At 53.8% G+C, this 18,633-nt stretch carries 11 protein-coding genes; 6 read left to right on the top strand and 5 right to left on the bottom strand.

Annotation, left to right across the window (positions count from 1 at the left end):
* Nucleotides 1-58 precede the first annotated feature (58 nt).
* From ACMGDE_RS11555 to ACMGDE_RS11570, 4 genes are read left to right on the top strand one after another with little or no spacing between them, the layout of a single operon-like run.
* Nucleotides 59-1,720, top strand: coding sequence for a ribulokinase (locus ACMGDE_RS11555; protein WP_436832939.1), 1,662 nt, complete (start codon nucleotides 59-61; stop codon nucleotides 1,718-1,720).
* A 9-nt stretch (nucleotides 1,721-1,729) separates the two neighbouring features.
* Nucleotides 1,730-2,431 (top strand): L-ribulose-5-phosphate 4-epimerase AraD, encoded by a 702-nt coding sequence (gene araD / locus ACMGDE_RS11560; RefSeq protein ID WP_436832940.1) that lies wholly within the window; start codon nucleotides 1,730-1,732, stop codon nucleotides 2,429-2,431.
* Nucleotides 2,432-2,478: 47 nt separating this feature from the next.
* Complete coding sequence (gene araA / locus ACMGDE_RS11565; protein ID WP_436832941.1) at nucleotides 2,479-3,978, top strand: L-arabinose isomerase; 1,500 nt, start codon at nucleotides 2,479-2,481, stop codon at nucleotides 3,976-3,978.
* Nucleotides 3,979-4,026: 48 nt separating this feature from the next.
* Nucleotides 4,027-5,007, top strand: coding sequence for a sugar phosphate isomerase/epimerase family protein (locus tag ACMGDE_RS11570; RefSeq protein WP_436832942.1), 981 nt, complete (start codon nucleotides 4,027-4,029; stop codon nucleotides 5,005-5,007).
* On the opposite strand, the gene ACMGDE_RS11575 is transcribed toward ACMGDE_RS11570, so the two are convergent.
* Nucleotides 5,004-6,155, bottom strand: a complete 1,152-nt coding sequence (locus ACMGDE_RS11575; protein ID WP_436832943.1) for an aldose epimerase family protein — start codon at nucleotides 6,153-6,155, stop codon at nucleotides 5,004-5,006. The two genes, ACMGDE_RS11570 and ACMGDE_RS11575, sit on opposite strands and share 4 nt — an antisense overlap.
* A 305-nt stretch (nucleotides 6,156-6,460) precedes the next feature.
* Between ACMGDE_RS11575 and ACMGDE_RS11580 the strand changes: the two genes are divergently transcribed.
* Nucleotides 6,461-9,187 (top strand): DUF5695 domain-containing protein, encoded by a 2,727-nt coding sequence (locus tag ACMGDE_RS11580; protein WP_436832944.1) that lies wholly within the window; start codon nucleotides 6,461-6,463, stop codon nucleotides 9,185-9,187.
* Nucleotides 9,188-9,496: 309 nt separating this feature from the next.
* Here ACMGDE_RS11580 and ACMGDE_RS11585 read toward each other — a convergent pair whose 3' ends face one another.
* Genes ACMGDE_RS11585 through ACMGDE_RS11595 form a run of 3 tightly spaced genes read right to left on the bottom strand, consistent with a single transcriptional unit; the run spans nucleotide 9,497 to nucleotide 15,097 of the window.
* Nucleotides 9,497-13,000, bottom strand: coding sequence for a PVC-type heme-binding CxxCH protein (locus ACMGDE_RS11585; RefSeq protein ID WP_436832945.1), 3,504 nt, complete (start codon nucleotides 12,998-13,000; stop codon nucleotides 9,497-9,499).
* Between the two features lie 58 nt (nucleotides 13,001-13,058).
* Nucleotides 13,059-14,192: a Gfo/Idh/MocA family protein gene (locus ACMGDE_RS11590; RefSeq protein WP_436832946.1), complete on the bottom strand. Its 1,134-nt coding sequence runs from the start codon at nucleotides 14,190-14,192 to the stop codon at nucleotides 13,059-13,061.
* Between the two features lie 26 nt (nucleotides 14,193-14,218).
* A complete protein-coding gene (locus ACMGDE_RS11595; protein ID WP_436832947.1) occupies nucleotides 14,219-15,097 on the bottom strand; it encodes a sugar phosphate isomerase/epimerase family protein in 879 nt (292 codons plus the stop codon).
* Nucleotides 15,098-15,284: 187 nt separating this feature from the next.
* On the opposite strand from ACMGDE_RS11595, the gene ACMGDE_RS11600 reads away from it, so the two are divergent.
* Entirely contained in the window at nucleotides 15,285-16,157 is an 873-nt protein-coding gene (locus ACMGDE_RS11600) for an AraC family transcriptional regulator (RefSeq protein ID WP_436832948.1), read from the top strand.
* Here the strand turns inward: ACMGDE_RS11600 and ACMGDE_RS11605 are convergent, their stop codons facing one another.
* Nucleotides 16,158-18,548, bottom strand: a complete 2,391-nt coding sequence (locus ACMGDE_RS11605) for a TonB-dependent receptor (RefSeq protein WP_436832949.1) — start codon at nucleotides 18,546-18,548, stop codon at nucleotides 16,158-16,160.
* Between the last annotated feature and the right edge of the window lie 85 nt (nucleotides 18,549-18,633).

Here is an 18,633-nt window from a genome sequence, read left to right on the forward strand (position 1 = left end):
TTTTGCTTTTAATTGTCCCTAATTAAATGTTAATTCGACACGACTAACCAGTTAGGCAATGGACACAACATATGTAATTGGCGTGGATTTCGGAACGGATGCTGTGCGTGCGGTACTGGTCGGTACCGCAGACGGTACCGAAATCGCCAAATCCGTGTTTGAATACCCGCGATGGAAGCGTGGCTTGTATTGCAATCCCGCGCAAAACCTATTCAGGCAACATCCGCTTGATTACATCGAAGGGTTGGAACACACCATACGTGCCTGCGTTGATGCCGCGGGCGAGACCATCGCTAGGCAGGTCCTAGGCATCTCGGTAGACACCACGGGCTCCACACCCGCGGCCGTCGACCAATGGGGCACACCGCTGGCACTGCTTCCGGAATTTGCGGACAACCCGAATGCCATGTTTGTGCTCTGGAAAGACCACACCTCGGTGGAAGAAGCCGCGGCGATTAATGCCCATGCGCAAAAATTTGAAATAGACTACCTTCAATATGTGGGCGGCATCTACTCATCGGAGTGGTTTTGGGCCAAGCTCTTGCATGTACTGCGGCAGGACGAACAGGTGCGCCGGGCCACCCATTCATGGGTGGAGCATTGCGATTGGATCCCCTTCTTGCTATCCGGCGGACGGCAGGCGTCCGAGATCAAGCGGGGTGTTTGCTCGGCTGGACACAAATCGCTCTGGGCCGATGCGTTCGGTGGCTTTCCGCCCAACGCGTTTTTTGCGGCATTGGATCCCTTGTTGGATGGGTTCACGGCGAGGTTACCTCGGGAGACATTCACCGCCGATCAGGCGGCAGGTACCCTAAGTGCCGCATGGGCCGAGAAATTGGGACTTACCACGAATGTGGTTGTCGGCATAGGTGCATTTGACTGCCACATGGGTGCCGTAGGCGGACAGATTGAGCCGTATTACCTCAGCAAGATCATCGGCACGTCAACCTGCGACATCCTGGTGGCCCCCAAAGCGGAAATGACGAACAAATTGGTCCGAGGCATCTGCGGACAGGTCGACGGCTCGGTAATCCCGGGAATGATCGGTTTAGAGGCGGGGCAGTCGGCCTTTGGCGATGTGTATGCCTGGTTTAAAAACTTGCTGGCCTGGCCCTTGAAATCGTTGCTCGATCTCAACGACGCCCATTCGGCGCATATCGCACAACAGGCAGAAGCACAAATGCTGGGTGCACTCGGTAAGCAGGCGGCGGCGCTCCCGCTGGCCGAAGACAGTGAGTTGGCCATCGACTGGCTCAACGGACGCCGGACGCCGGATGCCAATCAACTGCTCAAAGGGGCTATCGCTGGCCTCGATCTGGCTTCTGATGCGCCCCGTATATTCCGCGCACTGGTGGAAGCTACGGCTTTCGGGTCTAAAAAGATTGTGGACCGATTGATCGAGCAGGGCATTCCTGTCAATGGATTGATCGCATTGGGTGGAATACCCCGTAAATCGCCCTTCGTCATGCAGGTAATGGCCGATGTCATCGGCATGCCCATCAAGGTACATCGGTCTGAACAAACCTGCGCCATCGGCGCCGCGATGTTTGCGGCCACCGCAGCCGGCATATTTACACGTGTGGAAGATGCCATGCAGCAAATGGGCCAGGGATTCGACATGGAATACCTACCCAACCCGCAGCACATGGCTATATATGCCAAACGATATACGCAATACGCGCAGCTTGGAGATTTTATCGAAGCACATACCACCCGTTAGCTATTTGCCATGAGTAAATACCGTGAAATTAAAGAAGCGGCATACCGCCACAATATGCAGCTGCCCGAACTGGGACTCGTGCTGTTCACCTTCGGCAATGCCAGCGTGGCTGATCATCCCATGGGGGTGTTCGCTATCAAGCCAAGCGGCGTGGCCTACACAGACCTTACACCGGAAAAAATGATCATCGTAGATTTCGAAGGCAACATCGTAGAGGGCGACCTCCGGCCTTCTTCGGATACGAAAACCCACTCCGTGCTGTATAAGCACTGGCCAAAAATCGGGGGCATTGTGCATACGCATTCGACCTATGCTACGGCATGGGCTCAAAGCCAACGCGCCATCCCCATATACGGCACCACACATGCCGATCACCTGACCATCGATATCCCCTGCGCACCGCCCATGGCTGACGAGCAGATTGCGGGTAACTATGAATATGAAACGGGGTTCCAAATACTCAACCATTTTGAACAGCATGGGCTGAATTATGAGGAGGTGGAGATGGTCCTCGTAGGCAACCACGCCCCGTTCACCTGGGGGAAAACAGGGGAAAAAGCCGTTTATAACAGTGCGGTATTGGAGTACATCGCCAACATGGCAACGCTGACCGAGCAGATCAACCCGGATGCGCCGCGGTTGAAAGATTCGCTCATCAAGAAGCACTTCGAACGCAAGCACGGACCGGATTCGTATTATGGACAGGCATAGCAGGAGATAATCAGTGAATTAACAAATCAGCGAATTTGCAGCGAAATATGATCGATTTTAAGCATTTAGAAGTGTGGTTTCTTACCGGAAGCCAACACCTTTACGGGGAAGAAACGTTACGGCAAGCCGCCGCGCATGCAGCAGACATGGTCAACTACCTTGACCAATCGGACCAAATCTCCATAACGGTCGTTTTTAAGCCGCTCGTCACGACAGCAGCCGATATCTATGCGACATTAGCCGATGCTAACTATTCACCCAACTGCATCGGCATCATCACCTGGATGCACACGTTCTCTCCGGCTAAAATGTGGATCAGGGGGCTGACCATCCTGAACAAACCGCTTTTACACCTCCACACCCAATACAACCGGGACATCCCTTGGGGGAGTATCGACATGGACTTCATGAACCTCAACCAGAGTGCACATGGCGATCGCGAATTCGGTCATATCGTCTCGAAGCTGCGCATCAACCGCAAGGTGGTCACGGGCTACTGGCAGGACGAGGATGTGCTCCGGCAGATCGACGTGTGGATGCGCGCAGCAGCAGCGTGGCACGACTGGCAGGGCGCGCACTTCGCCCGTTTCGGGGATAATATGCGCGATGTGGCCGTCACCGATGGCGATAAGGTTGCCGCCGAAGCGCGCTTCGGATTTTCGGTAAACACGTATGCCGTGGGCGATTTGGTAGCCGTGATCGACGCCGTCACGGAAACCCAAATTGACGGGCTGATCGAGGAATATGAGCAGTCTTACCTCTTGGCTGCCGACGTTCGGGTCGGCGGGGATAAACACCAACAGCTGCGCGATGCCGCCCAGATCGAGATCGGCCTACACCAATTTCTGCAAGCAGGTGGTTTCAAGGGCTTCTCGAATACCTTTGAAGACCTGCACGGCATGAAACAGCTGCCCGGTATCGCCACGCAGCGGCTCATGCAGGCCGGCTTCGGCTATGCCGGTGAGGGCGACTGGAAAACGGCGGCATTAGTGCGCGCCGCCAAGGTGATGGCCGCCGGATTGCCCGGCGGCAATGCGTTTATGGAAGATTATACCTATCACCTCGATCCGGCAAATACGCTGGTCCTCGGGGCACATATGCTGGAAGTAGACCCCGCATTGGCCAAGGGAAAACCCACGTTGGAAGTGCATCCACTGGGTATCGGAGGCAAGGACGATCCTGCCCGGCTGGTCTTTGATGCAGGCGGTGGACCAGCGCTCAATGCCAGTCTGGTAGATATTGGCGATCGGTTCAGGCTAGTGGTCAATGCAGTGGAAGGGCAGGAGCCTCAGCATCGGCTCCCCAACCTGCCGGTGGCACGGGTACTCTGGAAGCCTCTACCCGACATGAAGACCGCTTGTACGGCCTGGATCTACGCAGGGGGCGCACACCACACCGTGTATAGCCAAAACCTGACGATCGAGCATTTCCGGGATTTTGCGGCCATGGGTGATATCGAGCTGCTCCACATCGGAGAGGACACCCGTTTGGAAGATTTCCGCAATGAAATCCGTTGGAACGAAGGATATTACCGAACTAATCGCTAACTTTATTTAAGTTATAAACCATACTGCTACTGTCAAAAGATCAAACTAATGGACACCAATAGACGCATATTTTTGAAGCAAATGGGACTCGGCGTTGCTGCGGCTTACGTCACTCCTTCGGTATTTTCCTGTTCATCTGAGCAGGCGCCCACCACCATCCGCGAAATCGGCTTACAACTCTACACGTTGCGCGAGCAACTGGCGGGCGACCCTACCGCGACGCTTGCCCGTGTGGCCGAAATCGGCTACGACCACGTCGAGACCTTCGGCGCCGAAATCAAGGACAGCGACGCTTCCTTTTGGGGTCTGGGCGTGACTGACCTGGCAAGGATATTGAATACCCATGGCCTGAAAACGTATAGCGGACATTACGACCTTGCTGAATACCTGACACCGGGTAATGGCAATGAAGAGCTGCTCAAGACGTATCTTGATACGGCGGCTAGCCTGAATCAACGCTACCTGATTGCACCGGTACCACCGATGTTACTCATCGACAAACTGACCGCCGATGACTACCGCTTCATGGCCGAACAGCTCAACAAAGGCGGTGAACTAGCGGCCAAATCGGGGTTGAAAATCGGCTATCACAACCATTTTTGGGAATTCCGCACACTTGAAGACGGCCGGAAGGGATTGGATATCCTGATCGAACATACTGATAAGGACCTAGTCGTCTTTGAACTGGATTTGTTCTGGAGCGAAAAATCCGGCACCGACAGTACTGCATATTTCGAAAAGTATCCCAACCGCTTTCCGCTTTGGCACATCAAAGACATGGATAAAAACAATACGGGTCCCGTCACGGGTCCGGAATTCGATAGCAAGCCCGTAATGGAGATCACCTCGGCTATCACCTATACGGAGGTGGGCACAGGCAGCATCGATTTCAAGAAAATCATGGCCGAAGCGCAAACTGCCGGATTGCGGTATGCATTCGTAGAGCAGGATATCATCACCATCGATCCGTTTGATAGCATTGCCAAGAGCTATGCGTATGTGACAGAAGAGCTGATAACTGCCAACTAATTGCGAAACTTGTATACCGTCCGTGTGCTGTATTCCGCCTTGGGCTCCAGTACCGTAGACGGGAAGTCAGGCTGATTAGGCGAGTCCGGAAAATGTTGGGTTTCCAAGCAAAATGCCGAACGGTATCCATAGGTTTTCCCGCCTTTGGCGTGCTGCACATTGTTCATGAAATTACCACTATAAAACTGTAGTCCCGGTTCTTCGGTGAGGATATCCATCACGATACCGGTTTTAGGACTTTCCACCGTAGCCACCAGCTGCAAGCCGATGTCCTTTTTCAGTACAAAATTATGGTCGTACCCCTTTCCGAGCACCAGCTGCGCGTCTGCTGTATCGATACGGGCACCGATCGCGGTGGGCTGCCGGAAATCAAATGGAGTGTTATCCACGGGTGTAATTTCGCCCGTAGGGATCAATGTTTCGTCGACCGGTGTATAGCCATCCGCCCGGATGGTCAGCAGGTGGTCCAGGATGGTGCTGTCGCCTTCGCCGCTCAGGTTGAAATAGGCGTGATTGGTCAGGTTTACTACGGTAGTCTTATCCGTGGTGGCATGATAGGCAATATCCAAGCCATTGTCCGATGTAAGTGTGTACACGACCGTCGCATCCAGCTTGCCCGGATAGCCAGCATCGCCGTCAGGCGATACGTATTGCAATTCCACGCTGCTGTCCGTCACGTGCTTTACTTCCCATACCTTCCCGAAAAATCCGTTCGTCCCGCCGTGCAGCGTATTCGGTCCATCATTCAATTCCAGCTGGTAGGACTGTCCATCCAGCGAAAACTGTCCCTTGGCAACGCGGTTGCCATAGCGCCCCACGACCGCACCATAGAAGCCCTCCCCCGGTTGGCGGTAAGCAGCGAGATCCTGATAACCTAGCACCACGTCTACCAGGTCTCCGTTCTTATCCGGCACATGGAGGCTCACGACACGGGCGCCGTAGTTCGTAACAGCAGCCACTGCTGTGCCGTTCGTGAGGGTGTAAAGTTTTACCGAATCGCCATTGATATCGGCTTCGAAATCAGCGGGTGCTACCGTCAACACCGTTGACTGATCAGTACCGGTCGTCTGTTCTTGCGGGGCATTACAAGCCGCCAATCCAGCTACCGCGATGATGATGGCAAAGGACTTACTGGTATTTTTCTTCATGGTTTCAAAAATAGGTCTATCAGCAGGCGTATGACTAACTGCCGTTGCTGCGATTATTAAATGCTATCTCGGCAAAGATAATAGTAAAATCGGCATATAAAATAGTCGCATGAATTTTTACGCCTCACCGGATCCCGTAGGCGGACTGTGGACACATCAATATCCGGGTAAAATCAGGCAATATCGAACGCGTGCATTAACAGCGCTGTACGTACATTTGTTTATCAGAAGATGATACCATGCGGACGGTGACAACTCCTTTTTTTATATCTTTTTACCGGGTCGGGCTTGTGCTGTGGACCGCTATGGCAGGTGTGTTATCCGCCTCCGCTCAATCGCCTTGGGAACGCCTATCTCAACAGCCCTCCACCCTCGGGCTCGAGCAGGGCATCGACGAGATTACGTTGCCTCCCCTGCGGCTCCAACTGGTGAAAGCCTCCCAAACCGCCGCAGGTCTCTCGCTGTTGACCGACACCGCCTTCAACTATACACCAGACGAACGGTTGGCGGCGCGGGCAAAGGATGGCTTATACCATTTGGGCGACATCAACATCCGGATAAAAGCCAAGGGAGATTCCTCATGGGCTTCCTACTCCACCGCCACCAAACGCGCCCCCGTGATACCGCTGCCAACAACGGGCAATGCGCTCGCCACCGCAGACCTGACACCTACGTTGCCTGCCGGTATTCCGCTCCGGGTAATTCGTTCCTGGCAATCGGTAAATGGGCAATTGGTGCTCCGCTTTGAAGTAAAGAACGAGGCAGACCAAGAAATGGAGATTGGGTCACTCGGGATTCCCATGATATTCAACAACATCCTCCAGGATAAAACCTTGGATGAAGCACATGCCGATAACGTATTTTTCGACCCTTACATCGGGCAAGACGCCGGTTATCTGCAAGTCAGTAGGCTACACGGACAAGGTCCGGTCTTACTGGTACTTCCCCACGAAAATGCCCCGTTCGAGGCATATCGTCCGCTGAACGACGATCCAACGCCTCGCAGCATTGTTTTCGAAGGATTCCACGAGTGGCTGATCCACAGCAAGGCTCACGCAGCGGTCGACTGGAAAGGTGTAACGCAGTGGAACGAACCAACCTCATCGCTGCTTGCACCGGGCGAAACCAAAGCATTCGCCCTCCGGTTTGTGACGGCTCCCAGCATCCGGCAGATCGAAGATGAGCTCGTCACTCAACGGCGACCCGTAGCTATCGGCGTGCCGGGCTATGTTGTGCCCCAGGATGCACCAGCCAAGCTCTTCCTGCAATACGGCAGCGCCGTGCGTTCCATCGTGTCTTATCCAGCAGGTTCGCTCGACGTCAAAAAGGGCAAGCGAACGAAAAATAGTTGGCAAACCTATGAAATTGCCGGAAAACAATGGGGTCGGGCAAGACTTACCATCACCTATGCCGATGGTCTCAAGCAAACCATCAATTATAAGGTCATCAAGCCAGAAGCGGATGCCGTCGACGATCTCGGCCGTTTCCTCACTACCGCGCAATGGTATGAAAACGAAGACGATCCGTTCGGCCGTTCACCTTCTGTCATCAACTACGATTACGAAACGAAGAAACACCTAACCCAAGAGTCACGAGCTTGGTTTGCTGGACTAAGTGACGAAGCCGGCGCCGGCAGCTGGCTCGCCGCTGTCATGAAACAGGTACTACGGCCCGAGAAAGCCGAAGTGGAAAAACTAAGCCGTTTCGTAAACGAAACCCTATGGGGAGGTATCCAATACGACGGGGGACCGTTGCAGTATGCTGTCAAGAAAAGCCTGTTTTACTACGCGCCGGATTCCATGCCAGCGGGCACCTATAGCGACACCATCAACTACCGGGGCTGGTCCGCCTGGCCCAAGAAAGAAGCCAACAGTCCCGGCCGTTCCTATAACTATCCCCACGTCACCGCCGCTCATTGGATGATGTACTGGCTGGCGCGGAACTACGTCGGGCTGGTCACCGACGTCCCTTGGCAAACCTCCCTGGAACGGGCATACCACACTGCGATGGCGATGGTGAACCACGCCCCCCACTATGCCCAGTTTGGCCAGATGGAGGGTTCTATCTTCCTGCTAGTGCTCCATGACCTCAGAAATGAGGGGTTCACGGACTTGGCCGACCAATTGGAAGCGGCCATGCGGAAGCGGGCAGCACACTGGCACTCGCTGGCGTACCCCTTTGGCAGCGAGATGCCTTGGGACTCCACCGGGCAGGAAGAGGTATACCTATGGTCGCGGTACTTCGGTTTCGACGACAAGGCATTGGTCACCCTCAATGCCATCCTCGCCTACATGCCGACGGTGCCACATTGGGGATACAACGGCAGTGCGCGGCGGTATTGGGATTTCGTCTATGGCGGCAAGCTTGCGCGCATCGAGCGGCAACTGCACCACTATGGGTCGGCGCTCAATTCCATACCGGTACTCACGCATTACCGCGATCATCCCGACGATTTTTACCTGCTCCGCGTAGGGCATGCGGGCGCGATGGGTGCACTGGCCAACATCACCGAAGATGGTTTCGGTCCCGCGGCTTTCCACTCCTACCCCGCTACATTGGCCATCGACGGATACGCCGGCGACTACGGCTGCGGGTTCTACGGTTACGCGGTCAACTCCGGCACGTATATCACGAAGCATCCTGAATTCGGGTGGCTGGCATTCAGCGGTGTGCTAACGCAGCAAGGCAATTGGATAACTACTGAAGTGACCACAGCCGGACAATCCCGTGTGTTCATCGCGCCGATCGGACTTTGGCTCACCGCGGACGCCGGCCGGATGGAGAAGGTAGCCTATCAGGAGAAAACAGGTGAAGTGCGTATCACCTTAGCGGAAGCTGACGGGCAGACAACAAATGCCTATCTACGGCTGAATCAGCCCGTTTCCGTTGCAGACCGTTATACCCTACCCGCCTGCCAGCGAAATGACCGCGGGCAGTACATTATTGCGTTGGGCAGTGAAAAGCAGACCGTGGTTATCTCGCATGCCACCATCAAACTGAAAAACCTAAAACAGCCTTTAACTAAAAATTAATTTCGGCCGTTCATCCATTTTGAAGGTTTTGTCCACTCAATAATTGAAGCGCTCAGCGAGCCTAATATTGCCCTTATTTGCCAAGCGGCTTTTTTGGCCGGCAAATTTTTGCGTGTTTTTCTTTAAAAGAGACCGAAGTAAACCGAAAAAGTTTCCGAACAAAGTCCGGAAACTTTCCGAAGTCTCTTTCCAAAGTGACCGGGGTCATTTTGGAAAATGCTTGCTCGATTATATTTTTTTCGTTAAATACACATTGTTTTGCTAGTTGTTAATTTGATTTTCGCCCCCGACCATCAATTTGAAAACAAACTACCTCGTCACCCGCATCACCCCTTGCATGATCCGCCAGTGCCCGGGAAATGTACACACGTAGGGGTATTCCCCGGGCGTGGCCGGTACGGTGAACGTCAGCTCATATCGCCCTTCCGGATTGACCAGCGGCGTGCTGAACAACACGTCCGATGTATTGGGAATGTATTGCATTTCCGCCCCGTTGGGCTGTTTGGCCAGCTCATCCGCCGCCTGTCCCACCGTTGCTAAGGTGCCCGGCTTCAATATCAGCAGGTTGTGCTGCATATGATCCGGATTCTCAAAGATGATTTTCAGCGTCTGCCCGGCCTTGGCGGTGAAGTTGGTCACGTCGTACTTCATCTCGCCGACGATCGCCTTGATGGTGATGGATTCATCCGCCGCGACCACCTCGCCCGTTCCGCCTTCCGCGGTATTGACGATCACCAAACGGGCATTTTCCAATCCCCCTGTAAAGTGGAAATCATCGGGATAGTCGCCCACATTGGGAATGGGCGGCTCGTCACCCCACTGCCGCTGCCTGTTATGTCCCACGCGGATCAATCCATCCGGCACCTTTGCAAATAAGCCCGCACTCTTCCCGTCGGCCACTTGCTTCCCATCGACGGACAGCGTCATCCGTCCGCCTGTCAGCAAAGAGGCTTTTATCCGAAACGCCGGAGGCAACGAGTCCACCGTATGGACGATGCTTTTTCTTCCCTTTTGATTTACCTGAAAATGAACCCGGCCATCGCGCAGGTATACCACATAACCATCGCGGTTATTCCCATGTGATATCAGGACGCCTTCGGGAAGTACGCGGGGCATTTCGGGACGTTGAACATCGGCGACAAAGCTGATTTCCTGGCTGGTAAAGTCCGGTATCTGCCGCCCGCCCAGGGTTTCCCCCCTGGTCAACGGGAGTACTGTCATCCGATCGCCGGCAATGATGCGTTCGGCCAGCGACCCGTCCGTGTTGGAGAGGTCGGGATGTCCAAATTGGTGATGATATTCCGTAGAAAAAGCTGCCCGATGCACCGCTCCCGCAACGAGCAACGCATGGGATACCCATTTGTCCTCGACATTCTCCTCCTGCTGCATGGCCTCAAAGATGGCCTTGCCGATCTCGGCCGTGGGCGCTGCATCGGATAGCGCGAGGAAGGCGGCCAAACGCACCCGCAGATCGGGATCCTGCATCACACCGGAAGCCATGAGTTGCTGCACCACCTCCGGCTTGTCCATCGGCAGGGTCTGGACCGCGGCCCGCCGCACACCTGGCGCCGGGTGCTTCAATGCGTCAACCACGGCAGACAGGCTTTTCTCATCGGAGCCATCCAGCAACCCCAGACCATGCAAGGTCCAGATTGCGTGGGTAGCCGCACCATTGACCTTTACTTCATCAACGGATGGGTCACTTATCAGCTTTTGCAGGTCACCAGCCACGTCTTTATTGCCCGATTCGACCAGCAACCGCTGGGCGGTGAGCCGCCAAAACAGGTTATCGCTTTCCAGTGCATCCACCAGCGTGCCCGGTCGCTCTGGGTTCAGCTTATAGGGTTTATAGCGATCGGCGTCTTCGTGGACCAGCCGGTAAATTCGTCCTTTCGTATTATCGCGCAGCGGATCGATATACGCATTGCCTTCGCCATTTTCAAACCCATCGGGCGTGGGATTATGCTGGATGATGAAGTTATACCAGTCCAGTATCCACAGCGATCCGTCGGGTCCCACCTTGGCATCCACCGGCCCAAACCAATTGTCTGAACTGGCCACCATGTTCCAGCCATCGCCCTGCTCCTTGAAACCCGCCCCTACCTGCTCCAGTAGATGACGGTGCACCAATCGGCCGGTGGGCTCGCTGATGAACGCTACCCTATTCCAATATTCCTGCGGAAATGCCCGCGCCGTATACAAGCTATGGCCTGCCGCGGCCGTAAAACCGCCATGGACATCCACCTGTCGCAGTCCTTTGGTCAGCACGTGCATGTTGTAATGGCCATCGATCTTTTCGATACCCCGCTCATGCAGGTTGGCCTTTTCATAATAGCGCGAAGGAATCGCAAAGAAGTCGCTGTGCTCATTGTTCGCTGTGGAAATAAAGACATCAAACTCTTCCGAGAAGCCGAGGCCCCAAGTGTTGTTGGTGGTCCCCCCGAGAAATTCAAACTGCTTCGCGCCGGCATCAAATTGATACACGCCTGCTCCGAATTTGAACGGTTGGCCTCCGATAGTACCCTCAAAGCCCGAGTAGCCCACCGTACCCCAGATTTTATTGTCCATCCCGTACCGAAGATTAGATGGCCCAGCATGGGTATCATACGTGCCCCAGCCGTCGATCAGTACCTTACGCACATCGGCCTTATCATCCCCATCCGTGTCTTGTAGGAATAAAAAGTGTGGTGCTTGCGCCACAATGATGCCCCCATTGGCAAAGGTGAGGGATGTGGGAATATTCAATCCTTCGGCAAATATGGTAAATTTATCCGCCTTGCCATCCCCATCGGTATCCTCACAGATGGTAATGCGATCGTCGCCCTGCCCTTTATCATTGCGCACCGTGTTGGGATAATCCACCGTCTCAATAATCCAGAGCCTGCCTTTTTCGTCCCAATCCATCGCGATAGGCTTCTTGATATCCGGTTCGCTGGCAAACAGTTCCAGCCGGAACCCGACTGGCACCTGGATGAGCGTCTGCGATTCTGCCGGAGTCAACGGATGTTGGTACTGTGGCGGGGGGTCGCGGCGCTCATAGTTGGGCATCCGCCCTTCTTCATAGGTAGGCTGGGCGATGGCATATGCCTTCATGTTGCTCACCGCCTGCTCACCCACCGCCCACAGGATCCCGCTTTTGACCAGCTGCAAGAATCCGGGGTTGTGGAACGTTCGCTCGTCATGGCCAAAGGCCGTGTAAAATACCCTGCCCTTGCCGTACTCCTTCACCCAGGTATAGGGCTCGCGATGCGCGCTGTCCACGCGCTCCATCAGTACCTCAATGTCATCGGCGATTTTATCGTGCACATACGTTTCGTCCCACTCCGTCTCGAATGGTGTTACCCCTTCCATTGCCGGGTGGTCGGGCTTGACGATTTCGGCGGAAAACGCACCTCCGCCATGGCTTTTGAATTGTCCGCCGATGAGAGATACTACTTCAGGCGAATTGCGGAAGCAAAACGACGCCGAGTGCAGCGGGATGAACCCCTTACCCGATGCGACGTAATCCAACAGTGCCTTCTCCTGCGCAGGAGTAATGGAATCATGGTTGGCATATACGATCAACCCATCGTAGCGGTTAAAATCCGCCCGTGTGAGGTCGTCGGGATCGGTGGAGTATGTGATGTTGATACCCTCCGAAAAATATTCTTGCGCCAGTATCCCCGCCAGTAATTCAGAATCATGGTGCTTACTCTCGTGCCCCAGAAAAAACAGTTCCAGTCGCCGTGGCCCATCTTTGGCCCGTTGGCCATCGCAGCCCACGAAAAACAGTGGGATCAGCAGCAACAGCCAGCTATTCATCAGTCTATTCATTATAATGTTCTATTGACGTTTATTAACCTACGACTAATCCCCCGAAGGGGGATTAGGTCTACTTTTCTGACAATGTAAACGCCGGCAACCGGATAATTTCCCCGCCTTTCAGGGCAGACTCGTGCGCCAAAATACCCACACAAGTGATATTGGCCGACTGCCGCACATTCGGAAAGGGCTGCCGCTCTTCCACCAGCGCGCTGATAAACTCATGCACCAAATGCGGATGTGAACCTCCGTGGCCTGCTCCTTGAATAAACGAGAGGTGTTGGTTATCGCCCTCATCGTATACACCGCCCGTGGTAAAATGCCGGATCGGTTCGGGCAGCAGGTGCGCATAATCCGGACATCGCACCTCCTCGGGGATATCAGGTTCCGCTCGCTTGGCCGTGTGCAGCACCAGCGGATCGCCTTCGATCAAGGGCCACTCAACGGTCTTCTTAGAGCCGTATACTTCAAAGCTCTCGCGGTATTGCCGGGCGGTATCAAATAACGAACGGTATACCTGTGCGCTCAGGTCCGAATCTTTGAACTTGATGTGAGCGGTTTCCACGGCAAAGGGCGAGTGATAATGATGATGCAACTCCTCCCGGATGGTACCCGAGCCAAAGCATGACACATACTCCGCCTCGCTGCGTGTAAGTCCCAATACAGGACCCACGCAATGCGTGGCATAATGCATGGGGGGCAATCCGGGCCAATAATCCGGCCAGCCATCCATATCCTGTTGATGACTGGCTTTCAAGAATTGGATCTTGCCCAACTCCCCCTCTTCGTATAATTCTTTCATGAATAGAAACTCGCGCGCATACACCACTGTCTCCATCATCATATAGGTCAGTCCGGTCTCCTCCACCGCTTCTACCAGTTGGCGGCATTCGTCTACGGTAGTGGCCATCGGTACGGTACAAGCAACATGCTTGCCAGCCCGGAGCGCCTTCAGCGACTGCTCAGCGTGGTTGGGTATGGGTGTATTGATGTGCACGGCATCCACCTGATCATCTTTCAGGAGCTCATCATAGTCCCGATACCGCTTTTCGATACCGAACGCGTCACCGATGCTGTTCAGTTTCGCTTCATTGCGTTGGCAGATGGCATACATATTGGCCGCTGGATGTTGCTGGTAGATGGGAATAAACTCGGCTCCAAAGCCAAGGCCGACAATGGCCACATTAATAGGTCTCTTGCTCATATTTATTACTTACTTGCTATTACTTATTAGTTATCATCCGATTTACCTGCCGCCCATGCATTCAAAAAGGCATAGCCCTCACGGGCGAATGTATCCTGATCCGCGGCGAGGTTACGCCAGATGCATACGGCACCTGCCAGCTCCTTATTTTCCGGTGTGAAGCTTTCAATCGACACCGTACCGGTATAGCCGATCGCTGCCAGTCCCCGGTGATAAGCATCCCAGCTGGCATTGCCGGTGCCGGGCGTGCCCCGGTAATTTTCGGACACCTGCATGTGGATCAGCTTGCTGCCTGCCTTGCGGATGGCTGCCTCGGGATCGGGCTCTTCGATATTCATGTGAAACATATCGAGGCAGATTTTCGCCGCAGGATGATTCACGTCACGGATGAGCCGGAGCACATCATCTACGTTGTTGATCAAATCCGATTCAAATCGGTTTAAAGGCTCCAGTGCGATTGCCAGTCCCCTGGCCGCGGCCATGTCGCCGACAGCCCGTAGGTTGTTTACGGCCCGCGTCCACTCGATGACCCGCTGTTCGGCGGGCACCATGCGGGCCTTGCCCACAGCCGAGTACATGGGACCGGCAAAAAACCGGGCTCCCACCTCAGCAGCAATTTGGAGGCATTGATCGATGTAGTCAAAGGCATTTCGTTGCAAGCGCTCATCGTCGCTCGTCAAGTCCCTGGTGGGACCGAAAGCACCGCAGATAATGGCCTCCAGCCCATGCGCTGATAGGGCAGACCGGATGGATGGTGCATCGATCAGCTGTGGGTCCTCCACGGCAATTTCCACCGCGGTGTAACCCAATTCGGCGATCTTTTTGAACAGTGCCGGAGCCTCATCACTGCTGAATGGCGATGTCCACAGCCAAGTACTCACACCCAGTTTAACGTCTAACGTCATTCGATTTACTGCAATTGGTTATCTTTGTAAGGGCTAAGGTAGCAGTTTCATCCCTTTCGGCACACCTATTAATTAACTAATGTTGACTGTATTTTGCCTCGATATAGTATATTTTTTGTTATTAATGGATAATTAGCTCACATTTGACGGTAATAAATAACAATGGCATTTCGTTTATATAATTCGAATGAAAAAGACGGCCATCCAAAAGACCCGGATTCCGGAAGCCAATATCTTCTTTGTACGAGAACTGCACGACAAGCATTTTGACACGACGTGGCATGCCCATTCGGAGTATCAACTGTTCCTCGTCGTGGAAGGCACGGGCACCAAATTTATCGGCAATACGGTGAAGCCGTTTGACAAAGGAGACCTCACCTTCCTCGGACCTCATATTCCGCATCTCTGGCGGAGCGATGAGTCGTACTTTGAATTGCCTGCTGAAAAAAGCTGCGTGGGCTTAGTCATCTACATCAACCCAGCCGCGCTGAACCAATGGATAGACAAGGAAGAATTTACGCAGCTAAAGACGTTGTTGGAGAAAGTGCGACGGGGCATGGAGATATGCGGAAAAACAGCCCAAAAAACGGCAACCTTAATGCAGGAATTGATCCACCTGCACGGTATGGAAAGCATGATCCACCTCCTGCGGATCTTCGACCTGATTGCTAAGAGCAAAGAGTATCGCCTGTTGCACGACGATATCGCATACAATCAGCCCAAAGATGTAGAGACCAACCGTATCAATACCGTATACAACTACGCCGCGCGGCGCTTCAAACACAAAATCACCCTGGAAGAAGTGTCGGCCCTGCTCAACATGACACCGACATCGTTCAGCCGGTATTTTACCATGAAAACCAGCAAATCGTTCTCCTACTTCCTGACAGAGCTGCGCATCCGCAATGCGTGCAAGCAGCTCTCTACCGAGGAAGGCAAGACCATTGCCCAAATCTGCTACGAATCGGGCTTCAATACCTTATCCAACTTCAATAAGCAATTCAAAACCTTCATCGGCATGACGCCAACAGCCTACCGGCAGAAGTTTTTGACCTTGTGATTATTCGCCAAACCGCTTCCGCAGCGTCACGCCATACGTGACCGGCCTTCCTAGATGCACAGCGGCAAAGCCGAAATCATAGGCATAGTCGACATACCGCTTGTTTGCCAGGTTTTGACCCCACAGGATGAGCTCATAACCATGGCACGAGTAGCCTACATTAGCGTTCAGTAGACTATATGCCTCTTGACCCAACGAATTTTCAACCGTAAAATATTGCTGACCAACGAACTTGCCATACAGGCCCAATTGGAGCTGCTGTCGCTCGGCGGCACCGAGAGGAATTGCATATTGAGCCCCCAAGAAGCCTGTCCAATCCGGCGTGAATACTGGTCGATTACCTTTCAGCTGCACATTGTCTCCCTCGCCAGCCGTATTCAAATCCAGGTACCGGGCATGGGTATAGGCCGCATTGCCCCAGAGCGTTAGGTGGCGCACCACCCGGGCCTCGGCTTCCAGCTCAAGCCCCATGCTCTCCATACGGCCCGTATTTTGGGTCACCGTGATCGCATCCGGCAATACCAATGTGGGGACCTGTGCATCATTCACCCGTGAATAAAACGCCGCCACATTGAGCTGCAAACGCTGGTTTAACCACCGGTTTTTGCTGCCCAGTTCAATATTGTTGCTATACTCCGGATCAAATGGCCTCAGGGAGGCCTCACTAGGGTCAGATGACAGTTGTGAGATACCCCCTGCACGGAACCCGCGGGCGTAGCTAGCGTAAACGTGATGCGCCTCGTCAACTGCATACTTGATACTCAGGCTCGGCGTCATCGCATGGAAATCTGCCGATGCCGATGTATCCGGCTGGGTAACCATCGGTTCCCCGCCATCGGGCTGAAATTCGCCACGGCCATCCAGCTTAGCATGCTCATAGTCATACCGCAATCCCGCCTGGAGCTCCCACCCCTGCGCAAAGCGATAACCCAACTGGCCGAAAACGGCGGCGCCCTGATTGGTCGCGGCATTCGTCAATATACTGGTGGCGAATGTCGGCGTGCCCGGACCCATCATCTCGGCATCCGCCCCAAAATGCGTTCCCTGCTTGGTAGGCGCATCCTGATGAAACAGAAATGCCCCGGCTGTCCAGCTCAACGGGGAATCGTCGGATGAGGGCGAAGAAAATTTAAACTCCTGGGTGAATACGTTGACGTTATTCCACTTCCGGCCATAGTCGTTGGCAATCGAGATCGCATCCAACGGCGAGAAATCGCCATCGATGGGATCCCGGTAATACCGGTAGTTCGATTGGAAAGCCGTTTGCGAACTGAAATTGAAGGCATTGCCAAAATGATTGATTGACAACGACGCATTGCGCGACTCGTCCACCATCTGGGTTTTGGCATTCTGGCTGAGGTGAAAAGGTGTGCTAAAGGCATCATCCAGACCCGGTATCAGCGCAAAAGCCCCTCCATTGCGATTAGAGACATGCTTGAAATTCAAGGTCATGGCCCATTGCGCACTCGGGAGGTATTTCAGGTAATAATTGCCAAACACCGTATGCTGCGTATCGTAGTTCGAATCATCGAAATCATTGGTATAGAAACCATTCAAGCCATTATACATGCCCGAAGCGCCGAAAAAAAGCTTGTCCTTGACGATGGGTGTACGCACACCCAAGAGGTACCGCTGCTGCCCATGGTTGCCGATATTCACCTCAGCCAACCCGGTAGTGCGGTTCGTCGGCTGCTTCGTAATGATATTGATCACACCAGCCATCGCGTTCCGGCCGTACAGGGTCCCCTGCGGTCCACGGAGCACTTCGATCCGCTCCACATCCTGCAAGTAGGGAATGTACGTATCCAGCCCAAATTGGTTTACCCCATCCACATAGGTAGCCACTGCCTGGTTATATGAGGTAGTGGTGATGCCACGCATCGAAGCCACGTTGCGACTGTCGCCCGGATTGGCGATATTCAGATTGGGCACTACAGCCGTCACATCCATGATGTTCCAGATGTATTGCTGTTCTACCGATTTGCTGCCGACCACCGATAGGCTGGCCGGGATATCATGCGGGTCGCTCTCCGTCTTTTGTGCCGTCACCACCGCCTCGTCCAGCCGATTTTCGACGCCGGACAGCTCAATATTCAAGGTGAGATCCCCATTGACCACCACCCTGCGGTTTTCCGTGGCATACCCCAGCGCACTCACGCGGAGGATGTGCGTGCCGGGTGAAACGCGTTCGAGCGTAAAGTTACCCTGCTCATCGGTGGAGGTGGCCAAGGTAGCGTTTAAAAGCTGTATGCTCGCGCCCGGAATGCCGCGATTCTCCTTTCCAGAGACTTTTCCGCTTATAGAAGACTGGGCGATCGCCGCGGTGGACAGGATGGATAGGGTCAAAAACAAACAATAACGAAGCATCGGAATGGAATATCTGGATATCATAATCATCTTAACATTTTACGAGGGTTCGAAAATAACGATAAATATTACATCCTGATGCAGAAAAGTTGATTTTAACCTTCGGAAG

Source organism: Parapedobacter brassicae (assembly GCF_051400755.1).
Taxonomy (GTDB): Bacteria; Bacteroidota; Bacteroidia; order Sphingobacteriales; family Sphingobacteriaceae; genus Parapedobacter.